The sequence below is a fragment of the Amycolatopsis tolypomycina genome, assembly GCF_900105945.1.
GTDB classification, from domain to species: domain Bacteria; phylum Actinomycetota; class Actinomycetes; order Mycobacteriales; family Pseudonocardiaceae; genus Amycolatopsis; species Amycolatopsis tolypomycina.
In genome coordinates, this window is sequence record NZ_FNSO01000004.1 from 3,103,323 (window position 1) to 3,116,339 (window position 13,017).

Here is a 13,017-nt window from a genome sequence, read left to right on the forward strand (position 1 = left end):
GGCCAGAGCCCGCGGCCGTGCGGGTTTGCCGTGGCCCGGGTAACCCCGCCCTGCATCCCGCAGCAGCGGTGCAGTCCCGCAGCAACCCCGGCGCGCGCTCCGCAGCGAACCCGTCGAGCCGAAAAGCGCGTGACAGGCGCAGCTACCCTGGACTCATGGCCGTCGTTGCGGAATACCGCCGATTTACCGGCCCCCTGGCCCGTTCCGGGCGCCAGCGGGGTTCCGGTGCCATGCGCGCAGCCTGAACCGACGCCGTCGCCGGGTCGCCCGGGCCAGGGGGGTGCCGCCCTCGAAAGCCCGTTCAGCCCGGAGGTTCCGTCATGCCCGCAACACTTTCCCCTGCCCAGCTGGCCCGCGATCTCGCCGTCCGGGATCTCGCCGATCCCGCCGCCGGGCCGCATGCCGTTCAGGTTGTCGTCGAACAAGCCGTTGCTGCCCTCGCCGGTTTGTGGTCCTGTGCGGTTCGCAGATGCCCCGGTGAGCGCATCGTCACCGTCGCCGACAACTACGACAACCTCGGCTACCACCCCGCCGACGTCACGCGCGACGCCCGCTACACCCGGTACGTCGACCAAGACCACGTCCTGCGCAGCCACGCCACCGCCCTCATCCCCGGCGCGCTGCGGAACCTGGCCGCGGACCCGGTCGAGGACGTGCTGCTCGTCTGCGCGGGCGTCGTCTACCGCCGCGACAGCATCGACCGGCTGCACAGTGGCACGCCGCACCAGCTCGACCTGTGGCGGATCCGCCGCGGCACGACCACCAGGGCCGACCTCGAAGCGATGGTCGCCGCCCTCCTGCCGGATCTGCGGTGGCGGCTCGAGGCGCGGCGTCATCCGTACACAGTGGACGGTGCGCAACTGGACGTCGAACACGAAGGCGGCTGGGTCGAGGTCGCCGAGTGCGGGCTCGCCCACCCGGGCGTCCTCGCGCGGGCCGGGCTGGACGAACGCTGGTCCGGGCTGGCGCTCGGCCTGGGCCTCGACCGGATGGTCATGCTGCGCAAGGGCATCCCGGACATCCGGCTGCTGCGCTCCACCGAACCGGCCGTCGCCGCGCAGCTGACGGACCTCGCGCCCTACCGGCCGGTCTCCGCGCTGCCGCCGGTGCGCCGCGACCTCTCGATCGCCGTCGACGCCGACGACCGGGCCGAAGACCTCGGCGACCGCGTCCGGGAGGCACTGGGCGAAGACGTCGTCGAGTCGGTCGAGATCCGGCAGGAGACGCCCTACGCCCTGCTGCCGGCGCAGGCCCGAGCCCGGCTCGGTGCGACGCCGGACCAGAAGAACCTGCTCGTCCGCCTGGTGCTCCGGCCCCTGGACCGGACGCTGTCCGACCACGAGGCGAACGTCCTCCGGGACCGGGCCTACGCCGCCCTGCACCGGGGGAGCGTGCACCAGTGGGCCGACCTCACCGGAGGACGCGATGGCGCAGGTGCGTGACCGAGGTCGTCGCCCGCGCGTCGATCTGCTCGAGGTTCAGCGGCGGGACGCCGTCGAACAACCGGACGCCGCCGCCGAGCGTGTACGGCGCGACGTGCAGCCGCAGCTCGTCGACCAGGCCCGCGGCGAGGTAGGAGTTGACGGTGGTCGGGCCGCAGCGGGCCGGCCGCGGCATCCGCCTGACGCCGGAGGGTCGCCTGCCGGCCGACCGCGCCGCCGAAATCGCCGGACGCGTGGACGCGGCGGCCGAAGAGCCGGCCGCCCAGGTCGGCCTGCGGGCCGGGCGCGTCCGGCTGGCCGCCAACGCGGCCGCGCTGAGCACCCTCGTGCCGAACGCGGCCGCGTCGCCGGCGGCGGCGCACCCGGCGCTCGAGCTCAGCCTGGTCGACCGGCATCCCGTCGAAGCACTGGACATGCTGCGCCGCGGCGAACTCGACGGATTCCGGTTCCGCCACCTCGCCGACGACCCGATCCACCTGATCAGCCGACGGCCGGGCGAAAGCCTGGCCGACCACCGCGACTCGGCCTGGATCGGCGGGTTCAGCCCGCGCCTCGGTTCGTCCAGCGATGACATGGTCGTCGTGCAGTCACTGGTCGCGGCCGGCCTCGGCGTCGCCACCCTGCCCGGACTGGCCCTGGCCGCACACCGCAACCCCGGCATCCACGCGGCCACCTTCGCCGACCCCCCGGACCCGCCCGCGGTGGCCGCCGTGCTGGCCGCGCTCACCCAGGCCGCCGCGGCGGGCCCGTAGGGTGTCCGGCATGACTGATCGGCTCTACTTCCGGCAGCTGCTCGCCGGCCGTGACTTCGCCGTCGGCGACCCCGTCGCGACGCAGATGGTGAACTTCGCCTACCTGATCGGCGACCGCGAAACCGGGGACGCCGTCATCGTCGACCCGGCCTACGCGGTGCGTGACCTCCTCGACGTCCTCGCGCAGGACGGCATGCGGCTCACCGGCGTGCTGGCCACGCACCACCACCCCGACCACGTCGGCGGCGAAATGCTCGGCTTCTCGCTGCCCGGGATCGCCGAACTCCTCGCGGTCGAACAGGTGCCGATCCACGTCAACGGTGCCGAAACCGAGTGGGTCAAGCGGGTCACCGGCGTCTCCGGCACCGACCTGCGCGCCCACGACCACGACGACGTCCTCGAGGTCGGCGCCATCCCGATCCGGCTGCTGCACACGCCCGGGCACACGCCGGGCAGCCAGTGCTTCCTCGTCGAGGACAAGCTCGTCTCCGGCGACACGCTCTTCCTGGAAGGCTGTGGCCGCACCGACTTCCCGGGCGGCGACGCCGAAGAGATCTACCGCAGCCTGCAGGCGCTCGCCGGCCTGCCCGGCGACCCGGTCGTCTACCCGGGCCACCAGTACTCGGCCGAGCCGTCCGCCGCGCTGTCCGAAGTCAAGCGCAGCAACTTCGTCTACCGGCCGCGGTCGCTCGACGAATGGAAGATCATGTTCGGCGGCTGAGCAAGTGCGTTCCACGGGGTGAAACACGGGGCGTTCACGGAGTGGGCACGCATTGACTTCGCCTCCCACTCCCCGGATGGTCGGGACCACGCAATCCGAGAACGTCCCCGTCCCCGGGAGAAATCCGTGTCGATTTCCACCACGGGCGTGCTCGCGCACGCCCGGAAACGCGCCGCCGGGCCGCCGCGCAAAGCCGTGCGGCGGCCCGATCTGCGGCGCTGGATCAGCCCGGTGGTGCTCGTCGCCGCCTGGCAGGTCGCCAGCGCCACCGGCGTGCTGCCGCCGGACAAGCTCAGTTCACCGTGGACGGTCGTGCAGGCCGGCATCGAAACCGCGCGCAGCGGCGAACTCGGCACCGCGTTCGCCGTTTCGCTCGGGCGGGTCGGTGCCGGCTTCGCGCTCGGCGCGCTCGCCGGCGTTCTGCTCGGCATCGTCTCGGGGCTGTCGCGCTGGGGCGAAGCCCTGGTCGACCCGCCGGTGCAGATGCTGCGCACGCTGCCGTTCCTCGGCCTGATCCCGCTGTTCATCCTGTGGTTCGGCATCGGCGAGGAGACCAAGATCGTGCTGGTCGCGCTCGGCGTGGCCTTCCCGCTCTACCTCAACGTCCACTCGGGAATCCGCGGCGCCGACCCGGCGCTGGTGGAAGCCTCGCGGGCGCTCGGGTTCAGCCGCGCGGAACGGCTCTGGCACGTCGTCCTGCCCGGTGCCCTGCCGCAGGCGCTCGTCGGGTTGCGGCAGTCGCTCGGGCTCGCGTGGCTCGCGCTGATCGTCGGCGAGACCGTCAACGCCGACGCCGGCGTCGGCTACCTCATCAACAACGCCCGCGAATTCCTGCGCACCGACGTCGTGGTCGTCGGTCTCGTCCTCTACGCCCTGCTCGGCCTGGTCACCGACGCGCTGGTCCGGCTGCTCGAACGGAAGGTCCTGCGGTGGCGAACCCGGTAGCCGACGTCCGCGGCCTCACCAAGCGGTTCGGCGACCGGACCGTCCTCAGTGGACTCGATCTGGCCGTCGAGCGTGGCGAGTTCGTCGCGCTGCTCGGCCGCAGCGGGTCCGGCAAGTCGACGCTGCTGCGGGTGCTCGCGGGCCTCGACGACGACGTCGAAGGCCGCGCCGACGTCACCGGCACCGTCTCGGTCGCGTTCCAGCAGCCGAGACTGCTGCCGTGGCGGAAGGTCTGGCGCAACGTCGTCCTCGGCCTGCACCAGGACGGCGTGACGAAGTCCCGCAACCGCGCGCTGGCCGAGAAGGCCCTCGCCGAGGTCCACCTGAGCGAGCACGCCGACGACTGGCCGCTGACGCTGTCCGGCGGCGAAGCCCAGCGCGTGTCGCTGGCCCGCGCGCTCGTGCGCGAACCCGACCTGCTGCTGCTCGACGAGCCGTTCGGCGCCCTGGACGCGCTCACCCGGATCTCCATGCACGGCCTCGTGCAGGACCTCTGGCGGCGGCACCGGCCGGGCGTGCTGCTGGTGACCCACGACGTCGACGAGGCCCTGCGGCTCGCCGACCGCGTCCTCGTGCTGGACGGCGGCCGGATCGTGGCCACGCACCGGCCGCGCGAAGCCGACGACCTCCGCCGCCGCGTGCTGGCCGACCTGGGAGTGACCGAAGATGTTGTGGCGTAAGGGAACACTGGCAGTAGTGGTGGCTCTCGTGGTCTCCGCGTGCGGCACGGCGACCGGTAACGAAGCTGCCGTCCCGGCCGCGGTGAGCGCGGCCGACCTGGCGAAGGTGACGCTCAGGGTGGGCGATCAGAAGGGCGGGGTGAAGTCCCTGCTCACCGCGGCGAACCTGCTGCAGGGGACGCCGTACCGGATCGAATGGTCCACGTTCACCTCGGGCCCGCCGCTGCTCGAAGCCGCCTCGGCGGGCGCGATCGACACCGGGCGCGTCGGCAACACGCCGCCGATCTTCGCGGCCGCCGCGAAGGCGAAGATCAAGGTGATCAGCGTGTCGCGCAGCAACGTCGAGCGGGAAGCGGTCCTCGTGCCGCCGGACTCGCCGCTGCAGAACGTCGCCGCGCTGAAGGGCAAGACGATCGGCGTCGCCAAGGGCAGCTCCGCGCACGGGCAGCTGCTGAACACGCTGCACAACAACGGCTTGTCCACCAAGGACGTGAAGCTGAGCTTCCTGCAGCCGTCCGAGGCCTACGCCGCGTTCACCCAGCACGCGATCGACGCCTGGGCGATCTGGGACCCCTACACCGCGCAGGCGCAGCTCGAAGCCCACGCGCGGGTGCTGGCCGACGGCCGGGGTGCGTCGAACGGCCTCGGCTTCCTGACCGCGAGCACGGCCGCGCTCGGCGACCCCGGCCGGAACTCGGCGCTGCGCGACTTCGCCGTGCGCGTGGTCAAGGCGCAGAAGTGGGCCGACACGCACCGCGAAGCGTGGGCGGAGGCGTGGGCCAAGGAAACCGGGCTCAAGCTCGCCGTCGCGCAGAAGGCCGTCGAAGCGGGCCGTGACCTGCCGATCGCGCTCGACGACGCCGTCGTGGCGTCCGAACAGCAGCTCGCGGACGCCTTCACCGACGAGAAGACTTTGCCGGGCAAGGTGGACTTCGCCGCCTTCGTCGACCGGCGGTTCGGTCCCGACCTGGACCAGGCGAGGAGCAACGGATGAGCATCAGGCTGCACTGGTTCCTGCCCACCAGCGGTGACGGCCGCACGATCGTGGAACGCTTCCACGCCAACCGGTCCGCGGGCCCGGCCGCCCAGCGCGACCCGGACCTGGACTACCTGGCCCAGGTGGCCCGCGCGGCCGAGCGGCAGGGCTTCGAAGGCGTCCTGACGCCGACGGGCACGTGGTGCGAGGACGCGTGGCTCACCACGGCCGCGCTGATCCGCGAGACGACCCGGCTGAAGTTCCTGGTCGCCTTCCGCCCGGGCGTCATCTCACCGACCCTGGCCGCGCAGATGGCCGGGACGTTCCAGCGCCTGTCGGGCGGTCGCGTGCTGCTCAACATCGTCACCGGCGGCGACGCGGTCGAACAGCGCCGCTTCGGCGACTGGCACGACCACGACGCCCGGTACGCCCGCACCGACGAGTTCCTGACGATCGTCCGCGGCGTCTGGTCCGGCGAGCCCTTCAGCTTCGAAGGCGAGCACCTGCGCGTCGAAGGCGCGACGACGCTGGCCGCGCCCGATCCGGTGCCGCCGATCTACTTCGGCGGCTCGTCCCCGGCCGCGCTGCCGGTCGCGGCGCGGCACGCCGACGTCTACCTGACCTGGGGCGAGCCGCCCGCGCAGGTCGCCGAGAAGGTCGGCAAGGTGCGCGAGCTGGCCGGGGACCGGCCGATCCGGTTCGGCGTCCGGCTGCACACGATCTCGCGCGACACCTCGGCCGAAGCCTGGGCCGAGGCGCAGAAGCTGCTCGACGCGCTGAGCCCGGAGCAGGTCGCGAAGGCGCAGGCCCAGCTGGCGGCGAGCGAGTCGGTGGGGCAGCAGCGGATGGTCGCGCTGCACGGCGGCCGGACCGACGGCGGCGTCCGCGGGCTGGAGATCCACCCGAACCTGTGGGCGGGGGTCGGCCTGGTCCGCGGCGGGGCCGGCACCGCGCTGGTGGGCAGCCACGAGGAGGTCGCGGACCTGATCGAGGAGTACCACAGCGTGGGCGTGAGCGAGTTCGTGCTGTCGGGCTACCCGCACCTGGAGGAGGCGTACTGGTTCGGCGACGGCGTGCGGCCGGAACTGGCCCGGCGCGGCCTGCTGGCGGACGTTCCGGCCCTGCCCCGGCCGTCGCACCCGGAGCGCAACGTCGCGGCGCTGTAGCTACTGCTGCGACTCGGCGAGCAGGCGCAACGCGAGTTCCTTCAGCTGCGGGCTCGCCGTCGCCGCGTCGCCCGCGTCGAACGGCGGCCGCGGGTCGTACTCCACGGCCAGCTGGACGGCGCGGGCGACCTCCTCGCCGGCGAGCTTGCCCGCGAGGAACAACGCCATGTCGATGCCGGCGGAGACGCCTGCCGCGGTGATCACCTTGCCCACCTGCACGTACCGTTCCGGCACGTACTCGACGCCGAACGTGGCCTCCAGGTAGGGCGCCGACGCCCAGTACGTCGTCGCCCGCTCGCGCAGCAGGCCCGCCGCGCCGAGGATCAGCGCGCCGGTGCACACCGACGTCGTCCAGGTCGTGTGGCGGTGGATGCGGCGGATCCAGTCCAGCAGCACCGGGTTGTGCATCGCCCCGATCGTGCCGCGGTCGCCGGCTCCGGGCACCAGCAGGACGTCGAGACGGTCCACTTCGGACACGGCCCGGTCGGCGAAGACGGCCGTGCGGTGGGTGTCCGTGCGCACCGGGCCGCGGCGCTCGCCGATCATGGTGACCGTCGCGCCCGGGAGCCGGGAGAGCAGCTCCGCCGGACCGGTCGGGTCGAGCAGGCTGAACCCGTCGTAGAGCAGGATGCCGATCTTCGGGCCGGGACGGCCGTCCCGGACCGGCGCCGCGGCCGCGGTGCCGGTGGCGGCCGGCAGTCCCAGTGCCGCGACCGCGGCCAGCCCGCCGAGCACGGTCCGGCGGGTCGTCTGTGAGGTGGTCATGCCTCCGGAGTCTGGACGGCCGCCGCGCCCGGGAGCGAAGGAATGTCCGGCATCCTGCGAAGCGTGTCCCCGGTGACGCCGTAGTGGTCGAGGAACGCCTGCCGCAGCGTCTCGGCCGAGCCGAACCCGCACCGGCGGGCGATGGCGGCCAGCGGCAGTTCGCTGCCCCGCACCAGGTGAGCGGCGGCTTCGGTGCGCGCGGCGCGGACCGCGCGGGCCGGCGTGGTGCCGACGTGGGTGGCGAACAGGCGGGCCAGGTGCCGGGCCGTCACCCCCGCGCGGGCCGCCAGTGCCGGCGGGCTCAGATCTTCGGCCAGGTGACCGGCGACGTACCCGAGCAGGTCCCGCACCACCCGGTTCCCCGGCGACGGCGCGGCGAGGAACATGCTGATCTGGGCCTGGTCGGCCGGGCGGTGCAGGTAGGTCACGAGCTCGCGGGCGACTGCCCGGGCCAGCGTCGGGCCGTGGTCGGCTTCGACCAGCGCGAGCGTGAGGTCGAGCGCGCTGGTGACCCCGGCGGAGGTGTAGACGTTGCCGTCGCGCAGGTACAGCGGCGCCGGATCGACGGTGACGGCGGGGAACGCGGCGGCCAGGAGCTCGCCGTAGCCCCAGTGCGTGGTGACCCGCCGCCCGTCGAGCAGGCCGGCCGCGGCGAGCACGAACGTGCCCGTGCACACGGAAGCGATCCGGCGGCTCCGCCCGGCCAGCCGGCGGACCTGGGCCAGCAGCGGCTCGTCGAGGACCGCCGCGCGGGTCCCGGCGCCGCCGACGACCATCAGCGTGTCCAGCGGCCCGGTGATGGCGCCGAGCCGCCGGGCCCCGGCGAGCACGATCCCGGCCGAGCTGCGCGCACCCCGCCCGGACACCGTGGCCAGCTCGACGCGGTACGGCGGCGCGGCGCCGTGGGAGTTCGCCAGCTCCAGTGCGCCGCTCGGGCAGGCCACGTCGAGGATCTGGACCTGGTCATAGGCGGCGATGACGACCCGCCTTTCCTGCCCCATGCCGGGAATCTACCGGGTCAGGGGGAGGAGAACGGGACCAGCAGCCCGGGCGGCGCGAACAGCGGGTAGGTGACGAGCACGCCGCCGGCGGCACGGGTGACCGCGGCCGGGCGGAAGAGGTCGTGCTGGCCGGTGTAGAAGGCGGTGGTGCCGTCGTCGTCGCCGGTCAGCAGGACCCGGCGGCGTGGCTGCCCGGCGGCGTCCTCGCCGGGGACCTCCGGGAAGGCCGCGATCCGCACCGGCCGGTCGGCCGCGAGCGCGGCGAGGGTGGTGATGAGCCGCGGGTCCGCGCGCCCTTCGCGCAGCACGGCGGCGGCCTCGGGGGTCAGCGTGACCCACGCCGACGCGGCCAGTGCCGCACCGGCGTGGGCCCGGGCCGGAACTTCCGGCGGCGCGGTGGGAGCGGCGGGCGGCAACCCGAGGCGCCAGACGGTGACCCGGGCGTCGCCGTCCCCGAAGACGGCGGTCGGGCCGGCACCGACGAGCGCGCCGTCGAGGGCCGGGTAGTGCCTGCGGAGCGCGGGTTCACCGGCCCCGAAGACGGCCCATTCGGCGTCCGGGCAGGTGACGTCGCACGCGGCGGGCGGAGCCAGCATGCCGGTCGGCCAGCCGGCGTACGCGAGTTCGGCCCACGCGGCATCGTCGACGAGCAGCAGGGAGCCGGAAGCGTTGGCGCGCACCCAGTCGCGGGCGGCGGCGAGCGGACCGCCGCGGTTGATGGTGGGTTGTAGGGCGGAGTAGCCGGCGACCCAGCTGACGGCGAGCGCGGCGGCGAGGACGGCGGCGGCCAGGACGGGAACGCTCCGGCGGCGCCGGGGCTTGCGGCCGTGGTAAGTGGGCTGTGGAGGGGCGTCGGCCGGGCCTTGCCCGCGGGTGCCCTCGTGGCGTGCGGGCGGGACCTGAGGGACGTCGGCCGGGCTGCGGGCGCCCGGGTGCTGGGCGGGGGAAGGCCGTGGGGCGGTGCCGGTCAGGGTGGGCCGGGCGGGGCAGGGTCTCCTGAGCGCGGCAACCGCCCGGCCGCCGGTGCCCCGGGGTTGCGGCGCGCCGGCGCCGGGCCGGGTGGGCTGCGCACCCGTGTTGCCCCGGCCTTCCGGGCCCGTCCGCCGGGCGAAAGGCGGCGTGTGCCGGCGCGTCCGCCTGCGCCGCCGGGTCAGGGCCTGGGCTGCCCCCGCCAGCAGCAGCGGTGTCACCGGCAGCAGCAACGCCAGCACCGCCGTCGGTGGCACGCCCGGCACCGCGAGCACCGCCGCGAGCAGCAGCCCCGTCAGCGCGACCGGCCGCACCGCGCGCACCCCCAGGCCCGCCACCAAGGCGACCGCCGACGCCGCCACCCATGCCGGGTCCAGGGCCGCCCAGTCGGCCACCGCCGGACCGGTCGCGGCCGCGAGGTGGGGCCTGAGTGCCGATGCCGCCGGGCCGAACGCGATGCCCAGGCCGAGGTTCAGGACCACCGCCACCAGCGCCGCCCGGACCGGGGCCCGGCGGACCAGCAGCCAGCCCGCCGCGGGCAGGAAGAACAGCGCCAGCGGGGACGTCAACACCGCCGCCAGCAGGCACACCGCCGCCGCCGTGTCGTGGCGGATGCGGGCTCTGCGGCGGGTGATCAGGACAAGCGCGCCCAGGACCCACACCGCCGCCAGGTGCTCCACGACCACCAGGCGCTGCACGCCCAGTGCCAGCGGGGAGGCCGCCAGGAGCAGCACCGCCACCGCCGCGGCCCAGCGCGTCAAGCCCAGGCGGCGGGCCAGGATCCACAGCAGTGCCGCGCCGGCCAAGGCCGCCACCAGTACCGTCTCGCGGACCGCCGCCAAAGCCGTCGTCGAGCGGCCGAACGCGTCCGACACCATCGTCGCCGCCGCGAGCTGGAGCCAGCCGAACGGGCTGACGCCGGCGCCGCCCGCGTCGGCGAACGATGTGAGGTGGCCGAGCGCGTACGCGTGGGCGACCGTGGCGGCCTCCGCGGGCAGCGCCGGTGCGGGCGCGGCCAGGTAGAGCACCCGCAGCCCGCCGGCCAGGGCCAGCAGGGCGAGCACGATGTCGAGCGACAGCAACCGGTGCGCGGCGGAAACCGGGCTGTGAGCCATTGCACGGACTGTAGCGGAGCCGTCGGAACCCGTTGCCGGGCAACGTCGCTACGCCTGCCCGGAGAGCGTCCGGGTCAACGCGAGCGCCACCGTCCGGACGGCCGGGGCGACCCGTTCGGTCCGCATCCGGTTGGCCCAGCCGGAGATCGACACCGCCGCCACCGCGACGCCGCCGGCGTCGAGCAGCGGGCTGGCCGCGCACACCACGCCGACGCCGGATTCCTCGCGCTCCAAGGCGATCCCGTCCTCCCGGACCCGGGTCAGCTGACGGCGGAGCAGCCCGGGGGCGGTGATCGTCCGCGCGCTCATCCGCGGCAGCCCGGCGTCGATCACCTGGCTCACCACGGATTCCGGGGAGAACGCCAGGATCGCCTTGCCGACGCCGGTGGCGTGCGCGGGGAACCGGCCGCCGATGCGCGAGGGCAGCGTCGGCGCGTCCGGGCCGCGCAGCACGTCGAGGTACACGACTTCGGTGCCTTCGAGGATCGCGAGGTGGACGGTGTTGCGGGTGGCTTCGCGCAGGTCGGCCAAGTAGGGCCGGGCGGCCTCGACCAGGCCGCGCCGCGGCGAGGCCAGCTGGCCGATCTCGAACAGCCGCAGCCCGAGCCGCACCGCGCCGGCGTCACGTTCGAGCAGGCCCGTCTCGGTCAGGTGGCCGACGAGCCGGTGGACGGTCGTCTTCGCCAGCCCGGTCCGGCGGGCGAGCTCGGAGACGCCGAGGGTCTCGTCACCCGGCCGGAAGGCCTCCAGGAGCGCGGCGAGCCGGGCCGCGACGAGGCCGTCGCCGCTCGCGCCGTCGTTCCGCCCAGCGGTACGCATGGGTTGAGTGTGCCCGATCGGGCGGGCGAGTGTCAGCAGGGAAGGAGGTGGGGTCAGTGGCCGTCGGCGCCGAGGACGAGCTTGACGCAGTGCGCGACGAGCCGCTCGCGCGAAACCGGCAGCGACCCGTCGAGGTAGGCGATGAAGACGTTGCTCAGCGCGCCGACCAGCCCGACGGCGACCAGCCGGCGTTCGAGCTCGTCGCCGTGGGACAGCTGCTCGCCGACGAGCGCGGCGAACACCGGCAGCAGGTGCAGGCCCCGGCGGGTCAGCGCCGGGTCGGTCAGCGGCGCGAGCAGCAGGACCCGGCCCTTGCGGGGGTCGTCGACGATCAGCTCGACGAACGCGCGCACGGCGTGCTCGGCCCGCAGCACGGGGGTGGGCGCGTCCCGCACGGCGTCGACGAGCGCCTGCCGCGCCTGCTCCCCGACGTGCTCGTACACCGCCGCGACGAGCTCTTCGCGGTCGGCGAAGCTCTCGTAGAAGTAGCGCTCGGTCAGCTTCGCGTGCCGGCACACCGCGCGGACGCTCGTCCCGCCCGAGCCTTCGGTCCCCAGCAGCTCCAGGCCCGCGGCCACCAGTTGCTCCCGCCGGAGCGCCTTCCGGTCGTCCAGCGTCGTGCCCGCCCAGGTCCGGCCCGGCATCACAGCTCCTCGGTTGACTACAACTGTTGTCAGATCCTAGCCTGACAACGGCCGTGGTCAGTTCGAGACGCGACGAGGAGCCGCCGATGCCACCCGAACCGCTGGGCCCGGACTCGCTGACGTGGAAGTACTTCGGCGACTGGCGCGGCCTGCTCATCGGCCTGTGGGCCGGGTCGATGCAGAACATGCACCCGGGCCTCGGCGCGGGCGTCGAGCAGCACTCGCGGTTCTTCGAAGAGCGCTGGCAACGGCTGTTCCGCTCGCTCTACCCGATCGGCGGGGTGGTCTTCGACGGCCCGCGCGCCCACGCGACCGCCCTCGAAGTCCGCGGCTACCACAACCGCATCAAGGGCGTCGACGCGAAAGGCCGCCGCTACCACGCCCTGGACCCCGACACCTACTACTGGGCGCACGCCACGTTCTTCGTCAGCACGATCCTCATCGCCGACCACTTCATGGGCGGCATCGGCGAAGCCGAAAAGCGGCAGCTGTTCGACGAACACGTCCAGTGGTGGCGGCTGTACGACATGCCGATGCGGCCGGTGCCGGCGAGCTGGGAGGACTTCCAGCGCTACTGGAAGCACATGTGCACCGAGGTCCTCGAGGACAACAAGGCCACCCGGGACGTCCTCGACATCCGCGGGCTCGGCAAGCCGCCGTTCCTGCCGTGGCTGCCGGACGCGCTGTGGCGGCCGGTCCAGCGGGTGGTCGCCCGCAACTTCGTCTGGCTCACGATCGGGCTGTACGACCGAGAGGTCCGCGACCTGCTCGGCTTCCGCTGGACCGAGCGCGACGCCCGGCGGCACCGGCGGGCCGGGAAGCTGATCAACGCCGTGTTCAAGCTCGTCCCGCACGACCGCCGCTACCACCCGCGAGCCCGCGCCGGCCGGCGCCGAGAGCGCGGAGAGGTGGCTCCGGACGCGCCCTTGGTCGAGACTCCACCCAGGAACCTGCCGCCGCTGTCCGAGCGGGGCAAGCCCGAGCACTACGCGCCGAACGTCCGTCGAAACACCTAGGAGGCA

The 13,017-nt window shown here is 74.1% G+C and carries 14 protein-coding genes; 8 read left to right on the forward strand and 6 right to left on the reverse strand.

Annotated features, from left to right (window positions below; all coding sequences use genetic code 11):
- The first annotated feature begins 320 nt into the window (after window positions 1–320).
- Window positions 321–1,442, forward strand: a complete 1,122-nt coding sequence (gene srmL, locus BLW76_RS24185) for a PheS-related mystery ligase SrmL (RefSeq protein WP_091311237.1) — start codon at window positions 321–323, stop codon at window positions 1,440–1,442.
- Here srmL and BLW76_RS24190 read toward each other — a convergent pair.
- Window positions 1,411–1,617, reverse strand: a complete 207-nt coding sequence (locus BLW76_RS24190; protein WP_244170287.1) for a dihydrofolate reductase family protein — start codon at window positions 1,615–1,617, stop codon at window positions 1,411–1,413. The two genes, srmL and BLW76_RS24190, sit on opposite strands and share 32 nt — an antisense overlap.
- Here BLW76_RS24190 and BLW76_RS24195 point away from each other — a divergent pair.
- The 6 genes from BLW76_RS24195 (at window position 1,586) to BLW76_RS24220 (ending at window position 6,682) form a co-directional block, all read left to right on the forward strand.
- Window positions 1,586–2,194: a LysR substrate-binding domain-containing protein gene (locus BLW76_RS24195; RefSeq protein ID WP_244170288.1), complete on the forward strand. Its 609-nt coding sequence runs from the start codon at window positions 1,586–1,588 to the stop codon at window positions 2,192–2,194. The genes BLW76_RS24190 and BLW76_RS24195 overlap by 32 nt on opposite strands.
- A gap of 10 nt (window positions 2,195–2,204) precedes the next feature.
- A complete protein-coding gene (locus BLW76_RS24200) occupies window positions 2,205–2,915 on the forward strand; it encodes an MBL fold metallo-hydrolase (protein WP_091311241.1) in 711 nt (236 codons plus the stop codon).
- A 126-nt stretch (window positions 2,916–3,041) separates the two neighbouring features.
- Complete coding sequence (locus BLW76_RS24205; protein ID WP_091311242.1) at window positions 3,042–3,860, forward strand: ABC transporter permease; 819 nt, start codon at window positions 3,042–3,044, stop codon at window positions 3,858–3,860.
- Window positions 3,845–4,540: an ABC transporter ATP-binding protein gene (locus tag BLW76_RS24210; protein ID WP_091311245.1), complete on the forward strand. Its 696-nt coding sequence runs from the start codon at window positions 3,845–3,847 to the stop codon at window positions 4,538–4,540. The genes BLW76_RS24205 and BLW76_RS24210 overlap by 16 nt, the downstream gene beginning before the upstream one ends.
- Window positions 4,541–4,556: 16 nt before the next feature.
- Entirely contained in the window at window positions 4,557–5,534 is a 978-nt protein-coding gene (locus BLW76_RS24215) for an ABC transporter substrate-binding protein (protein ID WP_425266018.1), read from the forward strand.
- Window positions 5,531–6,682 carry an LLM class flavin-dependent oxidoreductase gene (locus tag BLW76_RS24220; RefSeq protein WP_091311248.1) on the forward strand — a complete coding sequence of 384 codons (1,152 nt, stop codon included), beginning with the start codon at window positions 5,531–5,533 and terminating at the stop codon, window positions 6,680–6,682. The genes BLW76_RS24215 and BLW76_RS24220 overlap by 4 nt, the downstream gene beginning before the upstream one ends.
- Here BLW76_RS24220 and BLW76_RS24225 read toward each other — a convergent pair whose 3' ends face one another.
- From BLW76_RS24225 to BLW76_RS24245, 5 genes are read right to left on the reverse strand one after another with little or no spacing between them, the layout of a single operon-like run.
- Window positions 6,683–7,447, reverse strand: coding sequence for a DJ-1/PfpI family protein (locus BLW76_RS24225; RefSeq protein ID WP_091311252.1), 765 nt, complete (start codon window positions 7,445–7,447; stop codon window positions 6,683–6,685).
- Window positions 7,444–8,448, reverse strand: a complete 1,005-nt coding sequence (locus BLW76_RS24230; RefSeq protein ID WP_091311255.1) for a GlxA family transcriptional regulator — start codon at window positions 8,446–8,448, stop codon at window positions 7,444–7,446. Before BLW76_RS24230 ends, BLW76_RS24225 begins: the two co-directional genes overlap by 4 nt.
- Window positions 8,449–8,465: 17 nt before the next feature.
- The gene (locus BLW76_RS50485) at window positions 8,466–10,532 is read right to left on the reverse strand and encodes a glycosyl transferase (protein ID WP_279627695.1); all 2,067 of its coding nucleotides are present in this window, start codon (window positions 10,530–10,532) and stop codon (window positions 8,466–8,468) included.
- A gap of 48 nt (window positions 10,533–10,580) precedes the next feature.
- A complete protein-coding gene (locus tag BLW76_RS24240; protein WP_091311257.1) occupies window positions 10,581–11,351 on the reverse strand; it encodes an IclR family transcriptional regulator in 771 nt (256 codons plus the stop codon).
- A 53-nt stretch (window positions 11,352–11,404) separates the two neighbouring features.
- Window positions 11,405–11,995, reverse strand: a complete 591-nt coding sequence (locus BLW76_RS24245) for a TetR/AcrR family transcriptional regulator (RefSeq protein ID WP_091311260.1) — start codon at window positions 11,993–11,995, stop codon at window positions 11,405–11,407.
- Window positions 11,996–12,081: 86 nt separating this feature from the next.
- On the opposite strand from BLW76_RS24245, the gene BLW76_RS24250 reads away from it, so the two are divergent.
- A complete protein-coding gene (locus BLW76_RS24250; protein WP_091311262.1) occupies window positions 12,082–13,011 on the forward strand; it encodes an oxygenase MpaB family protein in 930 nt (309 codons plus the stop codon).
- Window positions 13,012–13,017 lie beyond the last annotated feature (6 nt).